This window comes from Dialister micraerophilus, from assembly GCF_947090205.1.
GTDB classification, from domain to species: domain Bacteria; phylum Bacillota; class Negativicutes; order Veillonellales; family Dialisteraceae; genus Dialister; species Dialister micraerophilus.
This window is the reverse complement of record NZ_CAMUNF010000001.1, coordinates 328,236-347,213: the sequence shown is the minus strand read 5'-3', so window position 1 is coordinate 347,213 and position 18,978 is coordinate 328,236. Positions and strand designations below refer to the sequence as shown.

Sequence of the window (18,978 nt, the reverse complement as noted above, 5' to 3'; positions counted from 1 at the left end):
TTAGCAAAAGAGAGTTCAGATGAAGAGTAACGGTCAAGAAAATCGAAATGAAGAAATTCTTTTCGAAATTAAAAATATAGAGCATACATTTGAGTCGCTTGACGGGAAAACGTATACTGCGTTGAAAGGTGTTTCCGCAAGTATAGAAAAGGGGTCTTTTACTGCGATTATAGGTACCAACGGTAGCGGTAAATCTACTTTGGCACGTCATTTGAATGCACTTTTATTACCTACCGAAGGTGAGGTTTTTGTGGACGGAATGTCTACAAAAGATTTTTCGAATGTTTGGAATATTCGTCAAAAAGTCGGTATGGTATTTCAAAATCCGGACAATCAACTTGTAGCGGCAGTTGTGGAAGAAGAAGTTGCATTCGGTCCTGAAAACTTGGGTGTTGAACCTGAAGAAATAAAAAGACGTGTGAAGGAATCGCTTGAAAAAGTTCGTTTGTTGAAATATTTGAAGCATGCTCCTTCGATGCTTTCCGGCGGACAGAAGCAACGTTTGGCGATTGCAGGTGTTTTGGCGATGAAACCTTCCTGCATAGTTCTTGATGAACCTACTGCAATGTTGGATCCTTTAGGAAGAAAAGAAGTAATGAAAACCGTTCATGATTTGAATAGAAATGAGGGTATTACCATTGTTTTGATTACTCATTTCATGGAAGAGGCCGTTACTGCCGATAAAGTTCTTGTAATGAATAAAGGTAAATTGGAATTGCAAGGAACTCCTCGTGAAGTATTTTCAAAAGTTGATGAGTTGACGGGCATGGGGTTGGCGGTTCCCGTTCCTACCGCTATTTCTTACGGTTTGAACAAAAAAGGACTTTCCATAAAAAAGGATTGTATGTCTGATGAAGAATTGGGAGAAGAGTTATGTCGATTTGTGTCGAAAATGTAAATTATATATACGGTAAAGGTACTCCGTATGAGAAAAAAGCTCTTTCGGATATAAATTTGACTTTTAACGAAGGTGAATTTGTAGGTATTATCGGGCATACCGGCAGCGGAAAATCTACTTTGATACAACATTTGAACGGTTTGATACATCCGACGGAAGGAAAAGTGACGATAGACGGAGTAGATTTATCTGATAAATCTCAAGCTGCGATAAAAAAACGTCATTCGGTCGGAATGGTTTTTCAATATCCCGAACATCAGCTTTTTGAAGAAAGTGTGGCAAAGGATATTGCTTTTGCACCTCGGAATTTGGGATGCAATGAAAAAGAAATTGACGAGCGTGTGCGTGAAGCGATGAATTTTGCGGGTTTGGATTACGATACATTTGCAGAACGTTCACCTTTCAGATTGTCGGGCGGACAGCAAAGACGTGTCGCCATTGCCGGTGTAATTGCAATGCGTCCGAAATTTTTGATACTTGATGAACCTTCGGCGGGTTTGGATCCGATAGGAAGAAAAGAAATTTTCGATCGTATAAAAAAAGGATTCAATCAAGGTAAATTTTCGGTTATTTTAGTTTCACACAACATGGACGATATAGCACGTCTTGCAAACAGGCTCTTGGTATTGCACAAAGGTAAAATAGTTTTGGACGGAAATCCGATGGATATTTTTTTGAATAAAAAAGATATTCTAATTGAATGCGGTGTAGATTTGCCGCCTCTTACAAAGACATTGATGCACTTGAAGGAAAAAGGCATAAAAGTTCCGGAGCATGCTACTTCCGTACAAAATGCGATAGATGAAATGTATAATACGCTCAAGGAGGATATATGCTGACTGATATGACTTTAGGACAGTACTATCCGGGAGAATCGGTACTGCATCATATGGATCCGCGTGCAAAAATTTTTTGCATGATGATTGCCGTCATTACGATTTTTTCATCAAACAGCATATATTCGTATTTATTTTCAACGCTGTTTGTGATTTTGACGGTAGCAATTTCAAGAGTGCCGCCTGTAATGATTTGGCGTGCGGTAAAACCGCTGTGGTTTATCCTTATATTTACCATGCTTATACATTTCTTTACAACTCCGGGGACGGATTTAATAGCATATAGATGGTTTCATATAACAAAAGAAGGATTTACCAACGGTATTTTCATGACGTTGAGATTGCTTTTACTTATAATTTTCGCATCACTTCTTACATTTACTACAAGTCCCATAATTCTGACCGACGGTATAGAATCCATACTTACACCGCTGCAACGTTTCGGTGTACCGGCACATGAACTTGCAATGATGATGACGATTGCACTCAGATTTATACCGACATTGCTCGAAGAAACGGACAGGATTATGAAAGCACAAGCATCAAGAGGTGCAGATTTTATAAACGGCAATTTCTTGCAACGTGCAAAAAGCATGATACCGATAATGGTGCCGCTTTTTATTTCATCATTCCGAAGAGCCGACGATTTGGCAACTGCAATGGAAGCACGTTGCTATCGTGGCGGTGAAGGAAGAACAAAAATGACACAATTGTCATACGGTACAAGAGATTACACTGCAATGACGATTACAATCGTTGCATTGGTAATTGTATTTCTAATGAGATATTTCAGTATATAATCGGAAAGTGATATGAGGAATATTTGGATAACGGTTTCATATGACGGAACCGAGTACGCAGGATTTCAAAGACAAGAAAACGGATTTACAGTTCAAGAAGCATTGGAAAAAGTTTTGAAAAAACTTACGGGAGTACATACGACAATTTATTTTGTTGCAAGGACCGATGCCGGAGTACATGCTTACGGACAGGAATGTACTTTTTATACCGAATCTTCAATACCTTCGGAACGTTTTAAAAATGCTATGAATTCGTTGCTTCCCTGCGATATAAGAGTTTTGAAAAGTAAAGAAATGTACGAAGATTTTTCGGTAAGAAAAACAAATTACGGAAAAACATATGCTTATATACTAAGTGAAGACAAAGATATAAATCCTTTTTTGAGAAAATACGTGTGGTATACCGGCAGAAAATTGGACTTGCAAAAGATGAAGGAAGTCGCAAAAGTACTTGAAGGCAAACATGATTTTACATCTTTTCGAGGAAATAATTCGGTTCCCGCAGATCCTGTAAGATTTATAAATGAAGTACGTATAATAAGAAAAAAATCTCTCATTTTTGTTTATGTAACGGGAGAAGGATTTTTATACCATATGGTAAGAAACATGGTAGGTGCATTTGTAGATGCCGGACGTGGAATTATGACACCGGAACGCATAAAAGAAATACTTAAAGCAAAAGACAGAAAAAAACTCGGCGTTACGGCACCTCCTCAAGGACTTGCATTGCTCAAAGTTTATTTTGAACCGATAAGTCATGAAAGTATAAACGAAATATTAAATATAAGTTACTATCCTTGGACTTGTTTATAGAGTATAATAAAGGCAGATAAAATTACCGAAGATAATTCTTCGGTTTTTTGCATTTTCAGATGAATTAATCAAAACAATAAAAATGTTTAATTGATATGAAAATTTCATAAAAATTTTAAATAATTTAAAGTGTGTTAGAATGATTGTGGAATTAATGTCTGTTCAGACGATGAGCAGGGAGGCAATTATGAATAAAAATAAAGTCGTAATAGGTGCTTTGTGTGTTGCACTTTTGCTTTTTTCATCCGGTTGCGGTACACAAAAATCACAAACTGATAAAAAACCGTTGGTAAAAACAATGGTTATAGGAGAAGGACAAAAAGGGAGCGACACGAGTTTTTCCGGAACGGTTCATGGAGGATATGAATCCGCATTGGCATTTCCGGTAGGAGGACGTATTGTGGAAAAATACGTTTCGTCCGGACAACATGTTACTGCAGGGCAGCCTTTGTTTCGTATAGATTCGAAAGATGCCGAAGAAACTGCAAATGCAGCAGAAGGTAAACTTGCAGCTGCCAAAGCGCAATATAATTTGGCGAAAACTACATTGGCACGTTTTCAGAAATTGCATGATATAGATGCAATAAGCGACATGGCAATGGATCAGACACAAAGTCAATTTGAATTGGCACAGGCACAACTCGATCAGGCGCAAGCTATGGTAGGAAGAGCCGAAAATAATTTGAATTTGACGGTTCTTACCGCAGACAGAAGCGGAGTGATAGGAAATACTTTATTTGAAGTGGGACAAGTTGCAGGTCCGGGAATGCCGGTTGCAATTATTGTTGACGACTCCACAAAAGAAGTAAATATTTCTTTGACTGAAAAACAATATTCGAAGTACTCGGTAGGTATGTCTTGTACCGTCACATTCTGGGCATTACCGGATGTGGTCGTTCATGGAGTTATAAAGGAAATAGCCGGAACTCCGAATCCGTCAACCGGTACATATGATGCAAAAATTTCTTTGACAGATGCACCGGAAAATGTGGTCATAGGAATGACAGCACAAGTATCGTTCGGTGATACCGATATGAATAAAATAATCGTACCTCTTACCGCAATTGACGGAAAAGACGGGAAAAATAAAGTGTGGATAGTAGATAACAACAAAGTTCGTCCTGTAATTGTAGAAGTCGGTAAATATACATCTGACGGAATTGAAATAATTTCGGGAATAAAGAAGGGCGATCGCATAGTAACCGCCGGAATCAAACAATTGACAGACGGAGAAGAGGTAAGATTATGAAGCGGTTTAACTTGGCCGAATGGTCTATAAAACATAAGTCCATTATTTATTTCTTCATCATCGTCATTGTATTGGGAGGTATATGGTCATACTTTAATTTGGGAAGAAGTGAAGACCCCGATTTCACAATGAAACAATCGGTAGTTGCGGTAGCATGGCCGGGAGCATCTTCCGAACAAATGGCGGAAAAAGTTGCCGATCCTTTGGAACGCAAATTGCAAGAAACCAAGGGAATAGATAATGTAAAATCCGTTACACATGACGGGAAAACCATTATATACGTTACATTATCCGATTCTGTACCTCAAAAAGATATAGCGACACGTTGGCATGATGTACGCAATTTGGTAAACGATGAAATGAAAAATCTTCCGAGCGGAGTAATAGGACCGTTTGTAAACGATCGTTTTGATGACGTTTACGGATCCATATATGCTGTTACGGGAGATGATTACTCATACGAAGAAAAAAGAAAAGCGGCCGAAGAATTAAGACGTAAATTGTCTACGGTAAAAGATGTACAACAAGTTAAATTGCTCGGAGTACAAGAACAGACAATTTATATTGAAATGGATCAAAATAAATTGGCATCAATGGGAATAAGTCCGGCGAGCGTTTTTCAAATGCTTAAAAGACAAAGTTCTTTGATGCCTTCGGGAATGATACAAACCGGAAGCAGAGATGTTGCAATACGTGTATCCGGACTTTTGGAAAATGAAGATTCCATAAGACAAATACCGATACAAATCGGAGACCGTTCATTCAAAGTCGGAGACATTGCAAGTGTGCATCAAGTATATGCACAACCTGAAAAGTCGCTTATGTACTTTAACGGAAAACCGGCAATAGGTGTTGCAGTATCTATGGTTCCGGGCGGAGATAATACCGTACTCGGTAAAAATTTGCAAAAAGTCGTTGAACAGGAAAAATCGAATTTACCGCTCGGAATGGACATAGGACTTGTAGCGGATCAACCGTCCGTTGTAGTTAACTCCATAGGAGAATTTACCGAATCCCTTATTGAAGCGATAGTAATAGTAATGATAGCAAGCTTCATATCATTGGGACTTTGGAGCGGAATTGTACTTGCACTTTGCATACCGGTAGTAGTCTGTGCATCATTTATTTTTATGAAATGGCAAGGCATAGACTTGCACATTGTATCTTTGGGTTCACTGATTGTGTCGTTGGGGCTTTTGGTAGATGATGCAATTATAGTAATAGAAATGATTCAAGTGAAACTTGAAAATGGTTTAGGCAGAATGGAAGCCGCACAAGCGGCATATAAATCATGCGCAAAACCTATGCTCGCCGGTACACTTATTACGGCAGCGGGATTTATACCCGTAGGATTTTCAAAAGGACCGACAGCGGAATACGTGGGAGCGTTTTTCTTTGTAATAGCCGCCACATTGATACTCTCATGGCTTACATCAATATTTGTAAGTCCGGTACTGGGGTATAAATTTATAAGAATAAATACCGAGAAAAAAGAAAACGCATTCTCTCGTATATCAAAAAAAGTTGCAGACAAAACATATGAAATATTTCATAAATGGATTACATATTGCATACGTTTTAAACGAACCGTCATGATTGCAACGGTAGGTATTTTTGCACTTACAATACTTGCGATACCGTTTGTAAATAAGGAATTTTTCCCCGACTCGGTAAGACCGGAATTGATTTTGGACGTAAACTTGCCGCAAGGATCATCAATTACGGATACGAAAAAAGTAATGTCGGAAATTGCAAACACTCTGTACGGAGACAAGAGAGTTTCATCATTCTCAACCTATATAGGAGATACTGCACCGCGCTTTATATTCCTCTTCGATCCTAAACCTGCCGAAAGCGGACATGGACAAATGATTATCGTTACAACCGGCGGTAAAGGAAGAGATACACTGAAAGAAGAAGTATTAAAAAATATTGCGGAAAAATATCCGGACGTTCAAGCACATATAAGACTTATACAGACCGGACCTCCTTCGGAATATCCGGTAATGCTTCGTCTGAGTGCAGATAATGTAAAGGATACGATTGCACTTGCAAACCGTGCCATGGAATTGATGAAAACAAATAAACACGTTGTAAATCCGAGCATGGATTGGCCGCAAGAAGCACCGACGGTTAAATTGAATATAGATCAAAACAAAGTACGTAAACTCGGAATAGACAACTATGCCGTAGCACAAGATTTATATGTAAAACTCTCGGGAGTAAAAGTCGGAGAATCATACCAAGGTAATCAGAACGTACCTATTTCATTCAAACTTGAAGGCAGCAACACACAACGTTTGGCACAACTTGAATCAATGCCGGTACATATAGGAAATAATAAGTTCGTGCCGCTGGGACAAATTGCGGAAATTTCATACGAAAACGAAGTATCTTCAATTTACAGAAGAAATTTGAAACCGACAATAACATTGCGTTGTGAAGTTCAAGGAAGTACGGCAGATTCGGTAGCGGAAGAATTATACGATGATACACTCAAAGATTTCAGAGAAAATCTTCCGGAAGGCGCAAGTCTTGAAAAAGGCGGAAGACTCGAAATGAGTGAAAAATCTCTGAAAAACTTGGTTGAACCTGTTCCGATTATGATAATATTGATACTCACCGTATTGATATTCGAACTTGAAAAATTACCGCTTATGGCGATAGCTGCAATAACCGGTCCGCTCGGACTTATCGGAGCCATTTGGACACTCCTGATAACAAGACAACCGATAGGATTCGTTTCAATAATCGGTATGATAGCGCTTGCCGGAATGATTATAAGAAACAGTATTATACTGCTTGACCAAATCCGGCAACATCTGTCGGAAGGTATGAGTGCATATGATGCGGTAGTAAAATCCGCAGCACTTCGTTTCAGACCCATTATGCTTTCATCCGTAACGGACGTATTGGGATTCGTACCTCTTATACCTAATCCGTTCTGGAGACCTTTGGCGGTATCCTTTATCGGCGGACTTATGGTTGCAACGGTTATAGGTTTACTTGTCGTACCTGCAATGTACTGCTGGTACTATAAAGTGAATGAACCCGAACGTTAAACGAAAAATCGACCTTGAAGTGTAAAAAATTTTAAGGTCGATTTTTTCATATATTGCCATCTTACAATCTATGAGTTAGAATAAATAGTAATGCTTTTTAAAGATTTATGTTTCAGGGGGAATTTTTATAATGATCAGAGAAGATATTCGCAATATTGCTATTATCGCTCATGTCGATCATGGCAAAACCACACTGGTAGATGCGATGCTCAGACAGAGTCATATTTTCAGAGAAAATCAAAAAGTTGTTGAACGTGTAATGGACTCGAACCCGCTCGAACGTGAACGTGGAATTACAATTTTAGCTAAAAACACTTCGGTAATGCACAACGGAGTTAAGATAAATATAGTAGACACACCCGGCCACGCAGACTTCGGCGGCGAAGTAGAACGTATATTGAACATGGTAGACGGAGTACTGCTTCTTGTAGATTCACACGAAGGTCCGATGCCGCAAACCAAGTATGTTTTGCGTAAAGCACTTGAACATAAACTTAAACCTATAGTAGTTATAAACAAAATAGACAGACCGGATGAACGTATATCCGAAGTGGAAGGAGAAATTCTTGACCTGTTTGTCGAACTCGATGCAGATGACGACCAACTCGATTTTCCGCTTGTATACGCCTCAGCTCGTGACGGTATTGCAAAACTCAATATGAAAGATGAAGGAAAGGACTTGGAACCGTTATTTAAAACAATAATGGAAAGCTGTCCTCCTCCGGAAGGTGAACCGGACGAACCTCTTCAGATTATGGTAACAACACTTGAATCTGACGATTACTTGGGAAAAGTTGCAATCGGACGTATTACAAGAGGTACAGTAAAGAAAGGCATGAAAGTAGCCATAACGGACGGAGAAAAAACAAGAAATGACTTTGTCGGACAATTATTCAACTGGCAAGGAATGAAACGTACTCCTATAGAAGAAGCGAAAATCGGAGATATTGTTGCAATAGCAGGATTTAAAAATATAACAATCGGAGAAACTGTTTCCGATGCCGAACACGTAGAAGCACTTCCGACAATAAAAATTGACGAACCGACATTGTCAATGGTATTTCGTGTAAACAAAAGTCCGTTCGCCGGAAGAGAAGGCGATTATGTAACAAGTCGACACATTCGTGCAAGACTTATGAAAGAAATTGAAACGAATGTAGCATTGAAAGTAGAAGACACAGATACGGCAGATGCATTTTTGGTATCCGGCCGAGGAGAATTACATTTGTCGGTACTCATCGAAGTTATGAGACGTGAAGGATACGAACTTGAAGTATCGAAACCGCAAGTAATTTACAAAGAAATTGACGGGAAACGTTGTGAACCGTTGGAAAGACTTACCATAGAAGTACCGCAAGAATTCATGGGAGCCGTAATGGAAGGCTTGGGACCCAGACGTGCGGAAATGATATCAATGGAAGAACTTGCAGGATACATACGCATGGAATTTTCGATACCGGCACGTGGACTTTTGGGATTCAGAAACGAACTTCTTACAACCACACGCGGAACAGGAATACTCTATCACGTATTCCAAGGATACTCACCGTACAAAGGAGATATTCCTGAACGTACACGCGGATCTCTCGTAGCATTTGAAGCAGGAACTACAACGGCATATGGATTGAACAGTATACTTGAAAGAGGAACACTCTTCATAGATCCGGGCGTTGAAGTATACGAAGGCATGATAATAGGAGAAAACTCAAGAGAAAACGATATGGACGTAAACCCTTGTAAGAAAAAACACCTTACAAACACACGTGCAGCGGGATCCGATGAAGCGATAAGACTTCCACCATGTCGTCAATACACACTTGAAGGCGCATTGGAATGGATAGCCGACGATGAACTTGTAGAAGTAACACCTAAAAGCATAAGAATGAGAAAACAAGTTATTTCACGTCAACTTCGTTACAAAAACGCAAAGAAAAAATAATAAAATCGGAAAAATTAAAAATCCGGAACTTCGGTTTCGGATTTTTTTAGTGTAAAATAAAGAAAATAAGTAAAGTTTAAAGGAGAAAATATGAACAATTCCCGCCCCTTAAACAAATACAAATACGCAATAAAACATATGGTGAAACGTTTTATAAAAGATGATGTCACCGCATTTGCCGCAGAATCGACATACTACTTTATATTGGGATTGGTACCGTTTCTGGTTTTTTTCACAAATGCGATACTGTTTTTTGCCGCACCGCAAATTCAAGTAATAATAAAATTTTTGCACTACCTGCCGCAACAACTTGAAGTGAGTATGGCGGAAAACATATACAGAATAATACAAGGACGAAGCACCGTATGGCTTGCAATCGGTCTTTTCGGTGCACTATGGACATCATCACAAGGTATAAACGTAATTATACGGGCGATGGACAAAATATTTTTTAAAAACAGAAATATTCAAAACTGGATAACGGTAAGTATAAAATCGCTGCTTTTTACATTGCTTATTACATTCAGCCTTATACTGTCACTCGGGATGATAGTATTTGCAAATGCACTTATATACGTAATAGCATACTACTTCGGCATACCGGAAATGTTTTTGGAAATATGGAACATAGCGAAATATGCAATACCTTTCACAATGATGATATTCTCACTTGCCGCATTTTACAGATTTGCACCGGCAAAAAAATGTGCAACATGGCCGGTAATACTTGTGACATCACTGTTTGTAACAGGTATATTGCTCCTGCTAACCGGAATATACGGATACTACATACTTGAAATATCGAAAATGGGAGCAACATACGGATCCTTGATAGGACTGGTCGTACTTTTCATATGGTTCAGACTTGCATCCATAGTAATAATTACCGGAAGTGAATGCATAATGACATGTGAAGAAATAAAAAATATAAAATAAAACACAAAAAAGAGCAGAAAACATACCGCTAAACGAAAAATAAATAAAACGGTACTCTGCTCTTTAAATTTACCGAAAAACGTAAATACTTTAAATTACACCTTCAAAGCCTTCTTGAAATAAGACTTCAATACATCTACAGAAGCGAGGAACTCTTTTCTTTCCTCATCAGTCAAGTTGATTTCTATGATACCCTCAACTCCGTCCTTGCCTATTATTGCCGGAACCGATGTATACACATCATGTACACCGTACTCACCGTCAAGATAAACGGCACATGGAATAACTTTATGTTCATTATGTAAAACCGCACGCACAAGCTCGGAAGTGGAAGCCGTTACACCGTACTCCGTACAACCTTTGCTGCTGTTTTCAATATAACCCTGATTTTTTACCTTCTGTAAAATTACATCCTTAGGTTCAATTTTGTACATGTCGCTTTGCTCACGTAACAACTCATCAATCGGTTTACCTGCAACACTCACATGACTCCAAGGAATCATCGCACTGTTTCCATGTTCACCCAAAAGATAAGCATTGATTGAATTACGATTTATCTTAAGCTGCTGACAAAGCATCAACTGTAAACGTGCGGAATCCAAAGCGGTACCCGAACCGAAAATTTTATTCTTCGGCCAATCCAACTTATATTGCAAATATTGAACAACCACATCACAAGGATTTGTAATGGACATAATAATACCGTCAAACCCCGACTTTTCAATAAGAGGAACAAGCTGCTTGTTAATCTTTATAGTATTTTCGAGCAAAACGAGACGATCATTTGTAAGCTTCATAGAACCGCCGACAGTATTGATAATAATATCGGCATCTTTCATATCGTCGACAGTACCCTGATAAACCTCCACATGGTGAGGATAATAACTTACACCGTCCAAAATATCTCTGATTTCACCGTCCGTTTTTTCCTTTGCAATATCATAAAAAACAATTTCATCGGCAATACCTTGAACAACCAACTGCAAACCCATATGTGCACCGACATTACCCGCACCCAAAATACCTATCTTTCTTGTTTTGATAGACATAATATCCTCCTTTAAATCGAAGAAACAATTTTACGGAAATGTGCTTTCAAAGCGTCAACCGAATTATGTAAATCACGAAATTTATCTGAAGTAAAAACAAGCTTACTGATACTCTCGACATCTTTCTTACCGAGCCGAAAAAAGAAATACATCATGCACACCGTACATATTATCGACATAAACCGAATATGGAAATTTTATGCCTATAAACATAAACGACACGAACAATTTCAGCCGCAGTAGAAGAAATACCGAACTCGGTAACCCTTTGAATCGTTATACATATCCATGAAAATGGACATTTTTGAAACGTTATTTTAAAAACTGTTGTCGAAAACAATATCTGTATCTTTCAAATACTGATTGATATTCATTCCGTCTATATACAAGACTTCAATAATTTATGAAGCTTTCACCATGTTCACCGAGCATAAAAACATAAGAAATTTGCAATTTGTACAAACCTTACGGAAAATCGGTATGTAAACGTGCAGAATACAAAGCAGTACCCGAACAGATTAATTTATTTTTCGTCCAATCCTCTATATTGTAAATATTAAGCAACAATAGCGCAAGGATTTATAATTGAAATAATAAAATAAAAAAGCATTATTTTTTAGATAATGCTTAGCAACGGAAATAAAATTTTTATATAATATTTGAATTTTGCTTAAATATGTATAATGTAAAAATTATCCGTAATTCAGTCCTTGTTCAGTAATTCTTTTTGTAATTCGCAAACGGTGGAGACAATTTTATCTGCGCCGGCTTTTTGAAGTTCTTCTTTTGTTCCGTAACCGTAGGATACTCCTATGGTTTTTATTTTGTTTGCACGACCGCCAGCTATGTCGAATTTTCTGTCGCCTACCATTGTTATTGAAAGGTTACTCGTTTTCGTATTTATTTTCAAATTTTCAAGTGCGTTTCTTATTACTATTTCTTTGCTGTTTTTTGTTATCTTGTTTTCAACTTCGTCTTTTATGTCGCTTCCGCCTATGAAATCGAAAAAGGGAGTCAGTTTGAAGTGGTTTATGATTGCACGCACGTATTCGACCGGTTTGCTCGATGCTACTGCAAGATGCATTCCTTCTTCGTGACATGCCTTCAGAAGATTGTTTATTCCTTTGTATAAATTACATTCGAACATTCCTTTTTCTTCATAGTAGTCACGAAAGTTTGAAAGTGCAAGGGATATTTCTTTTGAGTTCAGTCCGTATACTTCTTTGAATGCCACGTTCAGCGGCGGACCTATGAACATTTCAAGTTTTTTTAAATCGTTTTCGTAGATATTTACCGATTCAAGACAGTATTTTACGGATTTTGTAATTCCTTTTGACGATTCCGATATCGTTCCGTCAAGATCGAATAAAATGTATTTGTCCATTTCACACCTTTGTGTTAAAATTTAATTATAAATTTAAAAAATTGGATATAGTTTTATGAATCGAGGTGATTTTGTTATAATATAGAAAAAGCTCTTGAATTGTTTGTGCGTGTTCAAGATAGAAGTCGATCTTATTTTTTTATATTGTATCAAAGTGTTATGAAAATATCTATTGCTGTAAGTGCCATATTGATTTTAATGGGGTTGTCGGGTGTAATCAAAGGTGAATTGACTCCGACTTCTATAGGTCTTATTGTTATAGGTTTGGTGTCGGGAGTGTTTGCGTATATGAAAAATTTGAAGGATGCGAAGTATAGGATAGATGCCGATTCTGCACGTAATATGGTTAAATCTGAAGAGGCCGTACTTGTAGATGTAAGGGAGTCGAATGAATATGAAAGCGGTCATATTCCCGGTTCCGTTTCCGTTCCGCTTTCAGTTCTTGACGGTAAGATTGAAAAGACGGTGAAAGATAAGAATAAAACTATTATCGTTTATTGTCAAAGCGGCGGAAGAAGTGCAATGGCTTTGCGTGCGCTTGTCGGTAAAGGTTATACTTCGGTGTATGATTTGGGCGGCATAAATTCGTGGCCTTATGAAATTGAACCTTAGATTATATTTAAAAGAATACCTGCTATGGCTGAAAATATTATGTACCATATCGGGTGTTTTTTTAATTTGCGCAATGCAATCCATACGATTGCGGATATAAGTACGGTTTTTATATTGAATATATTTGTAAGCATACTTGGATTTTCAAAAATATTTTGTTGAATCCATGTGGTTTTTGCAACTCCTATTCCTGCAGCTGCAATTAATGCGCATGATGCAGGATTAAGTCCGTAAAAAATATCTTTCAGTGTTTGAGAGTTTTTATTTGTCATAAAAATTTTGTGAATAGATATTATACATAAAAGAGACGGAAGAGTGAGTGAAAGTGTTGCAACAATTCCTCCGTACGGATTTGTAATGCAGTATCCGGCATATGTGGAGATATTTACACCCAAAGGCCCCGGAGCGGATTGTGCAATTGCTATCATGTTTGCAATATCCGCTGTTGTGAACCAACCCGTTTCGGCAGACATTGCATAGAAGAAAGGCAGCGTTGCCAGTCCGCCTCCTACTGCAAAAAGTCCGGCTTGGAAAAATGAAATGAAAATTTGCCAATATATCATTTAATATTCCTTTCGGTTTTAAATTTTCTTACAATGTATCCTGATACACCTGAAAGTATTATCAGTATTGCCGGTGAAAGTGATGTAAAGAGCGACAGCAGCAGTACGATAAGAAATATAAGTAATCCGAAGTTGTCTTTTAAAGATTTTCTTATGAGATTTATTACCGTATCGAGTATAAGTACGGTTACACATGCACGTATACCTTCAAAAGCATATTGTATGTAAATATTGTTCTTGATTGAAGATAAAAACATTGCAACGAATGTAATAATTATTATTGAAGGAGTGATAACTCCTAAAGTTGCAAATGTACCGCCGATTATTCCTTTTTTCTTGCAACCTATAAAAGTTGCTGTGTTTACTGCAATCATTCCGGGTGTACATTGACCTATCGCAAAGTAGTTCATCAATTCTTCTTCTGTCGCCCATTTGTTTTTTTCAACGATTTCTCTTTGTAATATGGGAAGCATCGCATATCCGCCTCCGAATGTCAGTACGCCTACTTTTGCAAATGAAATAAAAAGCTTTAAAAGTTCGTTCATAAATCCTCCTTTATAGATAATATCAGAAATGGAAGGTTGGATTTTGAAAGATTGAAAGATTTTATTATAGAAAAAATTTTTATATTAAGCTAAAAAATTTTGCTATTAGTAAATAATTTATGATATAATACAAAAATAGTAAGCTGACGTGATCCGTTAAGGATACAAAGAAAGATGCAATTGTAAGGGAAACGTACATGCGTTTCCTTTTTTTATCAATAAATTTAATGCGAAAATATTAAATTTGACAGACACATGAACACAGGAGGATACATGTACGAAACATTTAAAGAATTGGGACTTAGTGAAGAGATAATGAAGGCTGTTGCCGATATGGGATTTGAGGAACCTTCACCTATACAAAAAGAAGCTATTCCGATTGCGATGCAAGGTAAGGATTTAATAGGTCAAGCACAGACCGGTACAGGAAAAACTGCAGCATTCGGTATTCCGATTTTGCAAAGAATAGATACTTCCAAACCGGGACCGCAGGCTATTGTGCTTTCACCCACTCGTGAACTTGCCATACAATCTGCCGAAGAAATAAATCATTTGGCACAATATATGAATATAAAAACTATTCCGATTTACGGTGGTCAGGATATAGAGCGTCAATTTCGTGCATTGAAAAAGAAGCCGAATATAATTGTTGCCACTCCGGGCCGTCTTATGGATCATATGAAGCGCAAGACTATCGACCTTTCAAATGTGCAAATTGCTGTACTTGATGAAGGCGATGAAATGGTGGATATGGGATTTATTGACGATATCCGTACTATCATGGCGGCAACTCCTAAAGAAAGACAAACATTGTTTTTCTCCGCTACAATGCCGGCTCCCATTCGTGAACTTGCAAACTCATTTTTGAATGAACCGGAAATTGTAAAAATTAAAGCTGCAACGGTGACAATAGATTTGATTGAACAGGAATATATCGAACTTCCGGATCGCCAAAAATTCGATGCTTTGTGCAGACTTTTGGATATGCAATCACCGGAACTTGCAATCGTTTTCGTAAGAACGAAACGTCGTGCCGATGAAGTAACCGAAGCACTCAAAAAACGTGCATACTCGGCAGAAGGTTTGCATGGAGATTTATCACAGCAAAAACGTGACAGCGTAATAAGACAATTCAAAGAAGGAACGATAGATTTCCTCGTTGCTACCGATGTCGCCGCAAGAGGATTGGATATAAGCGGAGTAACACATGTATACAACTTCGATATGCCTCAAGACCCTGAAATTTATGTACATAGAGTAGGACGTACAGGACGTGCAGGTAAGACAGGACTTGCGACTACATTTGTAATTTCACGTGAAATGGGACAACTTCGTGAAATCGAACGTGTAATCAGAAGAAGAATAAAAAGACGTGCAGTTCCGAGTTTGTCGGAAGTAATTAAAGGTAATGAACGTACTGCAATTGAAACATTGAGAAATACCGCACAATCCGGCGGACTTGAGCATTACATAGAAACAGCCGAAGAACTTTTGAACAATATCGATTCGGTATCGTTGGTATCGGCCGCAATCAAGCTTTTGACAAAGCAGCCTGATATAACACCGGTAAAAATTACGGAAGAAAAACCGATGTTCAGAAGAAACAGAGGAAAAGGTAAAGGCAACTTCCGTCATCGCAGAAACGGAAAATCTTTTGAACATAAGAACAGAAAATTTTCATCAAAAAAAGATCATAAATTCAAAGAAAAGAAAGTTCGCGGAAAATTTGTACCGTACTTCAAAGATTAACGTAAATCGCAATATGTTTGATTTTCAAATATATTGCGATTTTTATATTTTGACTGTTTTAGTACAATGCAATAGTATATAATGAAATCAAAGTATAAAAAAATATAATATTGAAAAATTATAAAAGGAGTGAAAATTATAAAAGAAATAACAAAGCAACTTGTTATACAAGAAATTGCCGAAGCATCACGATTATTTGAAAAAGAAAACAAATACATTCATATAATAGGCAAGCACTATGAAGCCGACATAATGGCACGAGGAAATATGATAAAAATTTCCGGTGACGAAGAAAAAGTAAACAAATGTATAAAAGTATTGTCGGAATTACATCGAATGTATTGTGAACATATTGCAATAAATGAAAAGCAAGTAAGAACGGTTATTGAATTTTTGGATACAAATCAAACCGACCTTCTTTATGCAATGCAAAACGATATAATAAACGTATCGAAAAACGGTACGATGATACGACCTCGTACAATCGGACAAAAATATTATGTAGATGCAATACGAACACACGATATTACATTCGGAATAGGGCCTGCAGGTTGCGGAAAAACATACTTGGCAGTTGCGCTGGGTGCGTTTTATTTGAAAAATCACAATGTACAACGAATTATACTTGTAAGACCGGCAGTGGAAGCAGGAGAAAAATTGGGATTTTTGCCGGGTGATTTGCAAGAAAAAGTAAACCCGTACTTAAGGCCGTTATTTGACGGACTGTCGGATATGTTCGGAATTGATGAATTTATAAAACTTCAACAAAAAGGAATGATAGAAGTTGCATCACTTGCATACATGCGAGGAAGAACACTTGAAAAATCATTTATAATTTTGGATGAAGCGCAAAATACCACAAAAGAGCAAATAAAAATGTTTTTGACACGATTGGGAAATCGTTCGAAAATGGTAATAAATGGAGATATAACTCAAATAGATTTACCGTCACATACCGTAAGCGGACTTGTCGATGCACAAAGAGTCTTGAAAAATGTAAAAGGTATATCTACAATTAAATTCACATCCGAAGACGTAGTACGTCATGACTTGGTGGCGGCAATTATAAATGCATACGAAAAAGATGCAAAAAGAAAGAGAAAAGCGGAGGACAGAAAGAATCATGGAAATAATGATCAGCTACAGTGATCAAAAATATTGCAATGAAGAAACCGAACAACTCATACTGAAAGTTTTGAAAAAAGGTGCCGAATTACAAAAACTTCCAGAAGATGCCGAATTGGGAGTTCTTATATGCGGAGCCGAAAGAATACATGAACTGAACAGAGATTACAGAGGTATAGATGCACCGACGGATGTACTCTCCTTTGCATTGAACGAAGGAGAAGATTATATACCTGAAGAAGAAAAAGCACTTGGAGATATTATTTTAAATATAGACCGTGCAAAAGAACAGGCACATATGTACGGACACAGCGAAGAACGTGAAATGGCATACTTATCCGTACACGGTTTTCTCCATATTTTGGGATACGATCACTATGAAGCGGAAGAAAAGAAAGAAATGCGCAAAGCGGAAGAAGACATATTGGGAGCTTGCGGACTTCAGCGTGTAGTGACAGAAGGAAAAATAGAAAGAAAAGAAAATGAAACAGGAGAAATTAATGGATAACGAAGAAAAATTTCATTCCGGATTTATTGCACTTGTAGGTAGACCGAACGTAGGGAAATCTACACTGTTGAATACCGTTTTGGGAGAAAAAATATCAATAGTCTCCGCACATGCACAAACAACAAGAAACAAAATTACAGGTGTATGGAACGGAGAAAATTCTCAAATCGTATTTTTGGATACACCGGGAATGCACAAACCGAAAAGCAAACTCGGAGAAGTCATAAGACAATCCACTGTCGACGCAATAGGTGAAGTGGACATAGTAGTAATGATATGTGCATGTGACGATCCGCCCGGAGCCGGAGACAGGTATCTGCTGAGCCTTTTGGAAAACAAAAAAACACCGGTAGTACTTGTATTGAACAAAATAGACTTGGTAAGTGAAGCCGCAATTTTGAAAAAAATAAAACAATACAGTCAAATGTACAACTTCAAAGAAATAATACCGGTATCGGCACAAACCGGAAGAAATATGGACGAACTCATGCAAGTCTTGGAAAAAATGTTGCCGGAAGGTCCGAAATACTTCCCGGACGATATGATTACGGACCAACCGGAAAGAATAATAGTACAAGAAATTGTTCGTGAAAAAATACTTCTCCGTACACACGAAGAAATTCCGCATGCGATAGGAGTATTTACCGAAGAATTTAAAGTACGTGAAAACGGAAAAGTATATATTCGTTGTACCATATATGTAGAAAGAGAATCACAAAAACGTATAGTAATAGGCTCAAAAGGAAGTTTACTTAAAGACGCCGGTAAAGAAGCAAGAGAAGAAATACAAAAAGTTGTAGGCTCACCCGTATTTTTGGACTTATGGGTCAAAGTAAACAGAGATTGGAAAAACAAAGACTATATGTTACGAGAATTGGGTTATAAAGAACATAAATAAGAAAGGAAAATG

General features: G+C 37.6%; 17 protein-coding genes. 13 read left to right on the top strand and 4 right to left on the bottom strand.

Annotation, left to right across the window (positions count from 1 at the left end; genetic code table 11):
- Window positions 1-19 precede the first annotated feature (19 nt).
- The 8 genes from P6922_RS01740 to P6922_RS01705 all read left to right on the top strand — a co-directional run bounded on the left by P6922_RS01740 (window position 20) and on the right by P6922_RS01705 (window position 10,533).
- Window positions 20-898 (top strand): energy-coupling factor transporter ATPase, encoded by an 879-nt coding sequence (locus P6922_RS01740; protein WP_007555764.1) that lies wholly within the window; start codon window positions 20-22, stop codon window positions 896-898.
- Entirely contained in the window at window positions 874-1,737 is an 864-nt protein-coding gene (locus P6922_RS01735) for an energy-coupling factor transporter ATPase (RefSeq protein WP_276873769.1), read from the top strand. Before P6922_RS01740 ends, P6922_RS01735 begins: the two co-directional genes overlap by 25 nt.
- A complete protein-coding gene (locus P6922_RS01730; RefSeq protein WP_276873766.1) occupies window positions 1,731-2,534 on the top strand; it encodes an energy-coupling factor transporter transmembrane component T family protein in 804 nt (267 codons plus the stop codon). Before P6922_RS01735 ends, P6922_RS01730 begins: the two co-directional genes overlap by 7 nt.
- A gap of 12 nt (window positions 2,535-2,546) precedes the next feature.
- Window positions 2,547-3,347 (top strand): tRNA pseudouridine(38-40) synthase TruA, encoded by an 801-nt coding sequence (gene truA, locus P6922_RS01725; RefSeq protein WP_276873764.1) that lies wholly within the window; start codon window positions 2,547-2,549, stop codon window positions 3,345-3,347.
- 187 nt (window positions 3,348-3,534) lie between these two features.
- On the top strand, window positions 3,535-4,596 hold the full coding sequence (locus P6922_RS01720; RefSeq protein WP_276873762.1) for an efflux RND transporter periplasmic adaptor subunit: 1,062 nt from the start codon (window positions 3,535-3,537) through the stop codon (window positions 4,594-4,596).
- On the top strand, window positions 4,593-7,658 hold the full coding sequence (locus tag P6922_RS01715) for an efflux RND transporter permease subunit (protein ID WP_276873760.1): 3,066 nt from the start codon (window positions 4,593-4,595) through the stop codon (window positions 7,656-7,658). The genes P6922_RS01720 and P6922_RS01715 overlap by 4 nt, the downstream gene beginning before the upstream one ends.
- 130 nt (window positions 7,659-7,788) lie before the next feature.
- The gene (gene typA, locus P6922_RS01710; protein ID WP_007554976.1) at window positions 7,789-9,597 is read left to right on the top strand and encodes a translational GTPase TypA; all 1,809 of its coding nucleotides are present in this window, start codon (window positions 7,789-7,791) and stop codon (window positions 9,595-9,597) included.
- Window positions 9,598-9,687: 90 nt separating this feature from the next.
- Window positions 9,688-10,533, top strand: coding sequence for a YihY/virulence factor BrkB family protein (locus P6922_RS01705; protein ID WP_276873758.1), 846 nt, complete (start codon window positions 9,688-9,690; stop codon window positions 10,531-10,533).
- Window positions 10,534-10,628: 95 nt separating this feature from the next.
- Here the strand turns inward: P6922_RS01705 and P6922_RS01700 are convergent, their stop codons facing one another.
- Together P6922_RS01700 and P6922_RS01695 are read right to left on the bottom strand one after the other, a co-directional pair.
- A complete protein-coding gene (locus P6922_RS01700) occupies window positions 10,629-11,582 on the bottom strand; it encodes an L-lactate dehydrogenase (protein ID WP_276873756.1) in 954 nt (317 codons plus the stop codon).
- Between the two features lie 703 nt (window positions 11,583-12,285).
- Entirely contained in the window at window positions 12,286-12,966 is a 681-nt protein-coding gene (locus P6922_RS01695) for an HAD hydrolase-like protein (RefSeq protein ID WP_276873753.1), read from the bottom strand.
- Between the two features lie 159 nt (window positions 12,967-13,125).
- Between P6922_RS01695 and P6922_RS01690 the strand changes: the two genes are divergently transcribed.
- On the top strand, window positions 13,126-13,578 hold the full coding sequence (locus P6922_RS01690; RefSeq protein ID WP_276873750.1) for a rhodanese-like domain-containing protein: 453 nt from the start codon (window positions 13,126-13,128) through the stop codon (window positions 13,576-13,578).
- Here P6922_RS01690 and P6922_RS01685 read toward each other — a convergent pair.
- On the bottom strand, window positions 13,575-14,141 hold the full coding sequence (locus tag P6922_RS01685) for a chromate transporter (RefSeq protein WP_276873747.1): 567 nt from the start codon (window positions 14,139-14,141) through the stop codon (window positions 13,575-13,577). The genes P6922_RS01690 and P6922_RS01685 overlap by 4 nt on opposite strands.
- Window positions 14,138-14,686, bottom strand: a complete 549-nt coding sequence (locus tag P6922_RS01680) for a chromate transporter (protein ID WP_276873745.1) — start codon at window positions 14,684-14,686, stop codon at window positions 14,138-14,140. Before P6922_RS01680 ends, P6922_RS01685 begins: the two co-directional genes overlap by 4 nt.
- Before the next feature lie 273 nt (window positions 14,687-14,959).
- Here P6922_RS01680 and cshA point away from each other — a divergent pair, with 273 nt between their 5' ends.
- The 4 genes from cshA to era all read left to right on the top strand — a co-directional run bounded on the left by cshA (window position 14,960) and on the right by era (window position 18,966).
- Window positions 14,960-16,435 (top strand): degradosome RNA helicase CshA, encoded by a 1,476-nt coding sequence (cshA, locus tag P6922_RS01675; protein WP_276873743.1) that lies wholly within the window; start codon window positions 14,960-14,962, stop codon window positions 16,433-16,435.
- 129 nt (window positions 16,436-16,564) lie between these two features.
- Window positions 16,565-17,584 (top strand): PhoH family protein, encoded by a 1,020-nt coding sequence (locus tag P6922_RS01670; RefSeq protein WP_276873740.1) that lies wholly within the window; start codon window positions 16,565-16,567, stop codon window positions 17,582-17,584.
- Window positions 17,559-18,068 carry an rRNA maturation RNase YbeY gene (ybeY, locus tag P6922_RS01665; RefSeq protein ID WP_007555034.1) on the top strand — a complete coding sequence of 170 codons (510 nt, stop codon included), beginning with the start codon at window positions 17,559-17,561 and terminating at the stop codon, window positions 18,066-18,068. The genes P6922_RS01670 and ybeY overlap by 26 nt, the downstream gene beginning before the upstream one ends.
- Window positions 18,061-18,966: a GTPase Era gene (gene era / locus P6922_RS01660; RefSeq protein ID WP_276873737.1), complete on the top strand. Its 906-nt coding sequence runs from the start codon at window positions 18,061-18,063 to the stop codon at window positions 18,964-18,966. The genes ybeY and era overlap by 8 nt, the downstream gene beginning before the upstream one ends.
- Window positions 18,967-18,978 lie beyond the last annotated feature (12 nt).

Excerpts from the sequence above, each read along its gene's own strand:
- P6922_RS01740 (WP_007555764.1), top strand. The coding sequence starts at position 20 with ATGAAGAGTAACGGTCAAGAAAATCGAAATGAAGAAATTCTTTTCGAA.
- P6922_RS01735 (WP_276873769.1), top strand. The coding sequence starts at position 874 with ATGTCGATTTGTGTCGAAAATGTAAATTATATATACGGTAAAGGTACT.
- P6922_RS01730 (WP_276873766.1), top strand. The coding sequence starts at position 1,731 with ATGCTGACTGATATGACTTTAGGACAGTACTATCCGGGAGAATCGGTA.
- truA (WP_276873764.1), top strand. The coding sequence starts at position 2,547 with ATGAGGAATATTTGGATAACGGTTTCATATGACGGAACCGAGTACGCA.
- P6922_RS01720 (WP_276873762.1), top strand. The coding sequence starts at position 3,535 with ATGAATAAAAATAAAGTCGTAATAGGTGCTTTGTGTGTTGCACTTTTG.
- P6922_RS01715 (WP_276873760.1), top strand. The coding sequence starts at position 4,593 with ATGAAGCGGTTTAACTTGGCCGAATGGTCTATAAAACATAAGTCCATT.
- typA (WP_007554976.1), top strand. The coding sequence starts at position 7,789 with ATGATCAGAGAAGATATTCGCAATATTGCTATTATCGCTCATGTCGAT.
- P6922_RS01705 (WP_276873758.1), top strand. The coding sequence starts at position 9,688 with ATGAACAATTCCCGCCCCTTAAACAAATACAAATACGCAATAAAACAT.
- P6922_RS01700 (WP_276873756.1), bottom strand. The coding sequence starts at position 11,582 with ATGTCTATCAAAACAAGAAAGATAGGTATTTTGGGTGCGGGTAATGTC.
- P6922_RS01695 (WP_276873753.1), bottom strand. The coding sequence starts at position 12,966 with ATGGACAAATACATTTTATTCGATCTTGACGGAACGATATCGGAATCG.
- P6922_RS01690 (WP_276873750.1), top strand. The coding sequence starts at position 13,126 with ATGAAAATATCTATTGCTGTAAGTGCCATATTGATTTTAATGGGGTTG.
- P6922_RS01685 (WP_276873747.1), bottom strand. The coding sequence starts at position 14,141 with ATGATATATTGGCAAATTTTCATTTCATTTTTCCAAGCCGGACTTTTT.
- P6922_RS01680 (WP_276873745.1), bottom strand. The coding sequence starts at position 14,686 with ATGAACGAACTTTTAAAGCTTTTTATTTCATTTGCAAAAGTAGGCGTA.
- cshA (WP_276873743.1), top strand. The coding sequence starts at position 14,960 with ATGTACGAAACATTTAAAGAATTGGGACTTAGTGAAGAGATAATGAAG.
- ybeY (WP_007555034.1), top strand. The coding sequence starts at position 17,559 with ATGGAAATAATGATCAGCTACAGTGATCAAAAATATTGCAATGAAGAA.
- era (WP_276873737.1), top strand. The coding sequence starts at position 18,061 with ATGGATAACGAAGAAAAATTTCATTCCGGATTTATTGCACTTGTAGGT.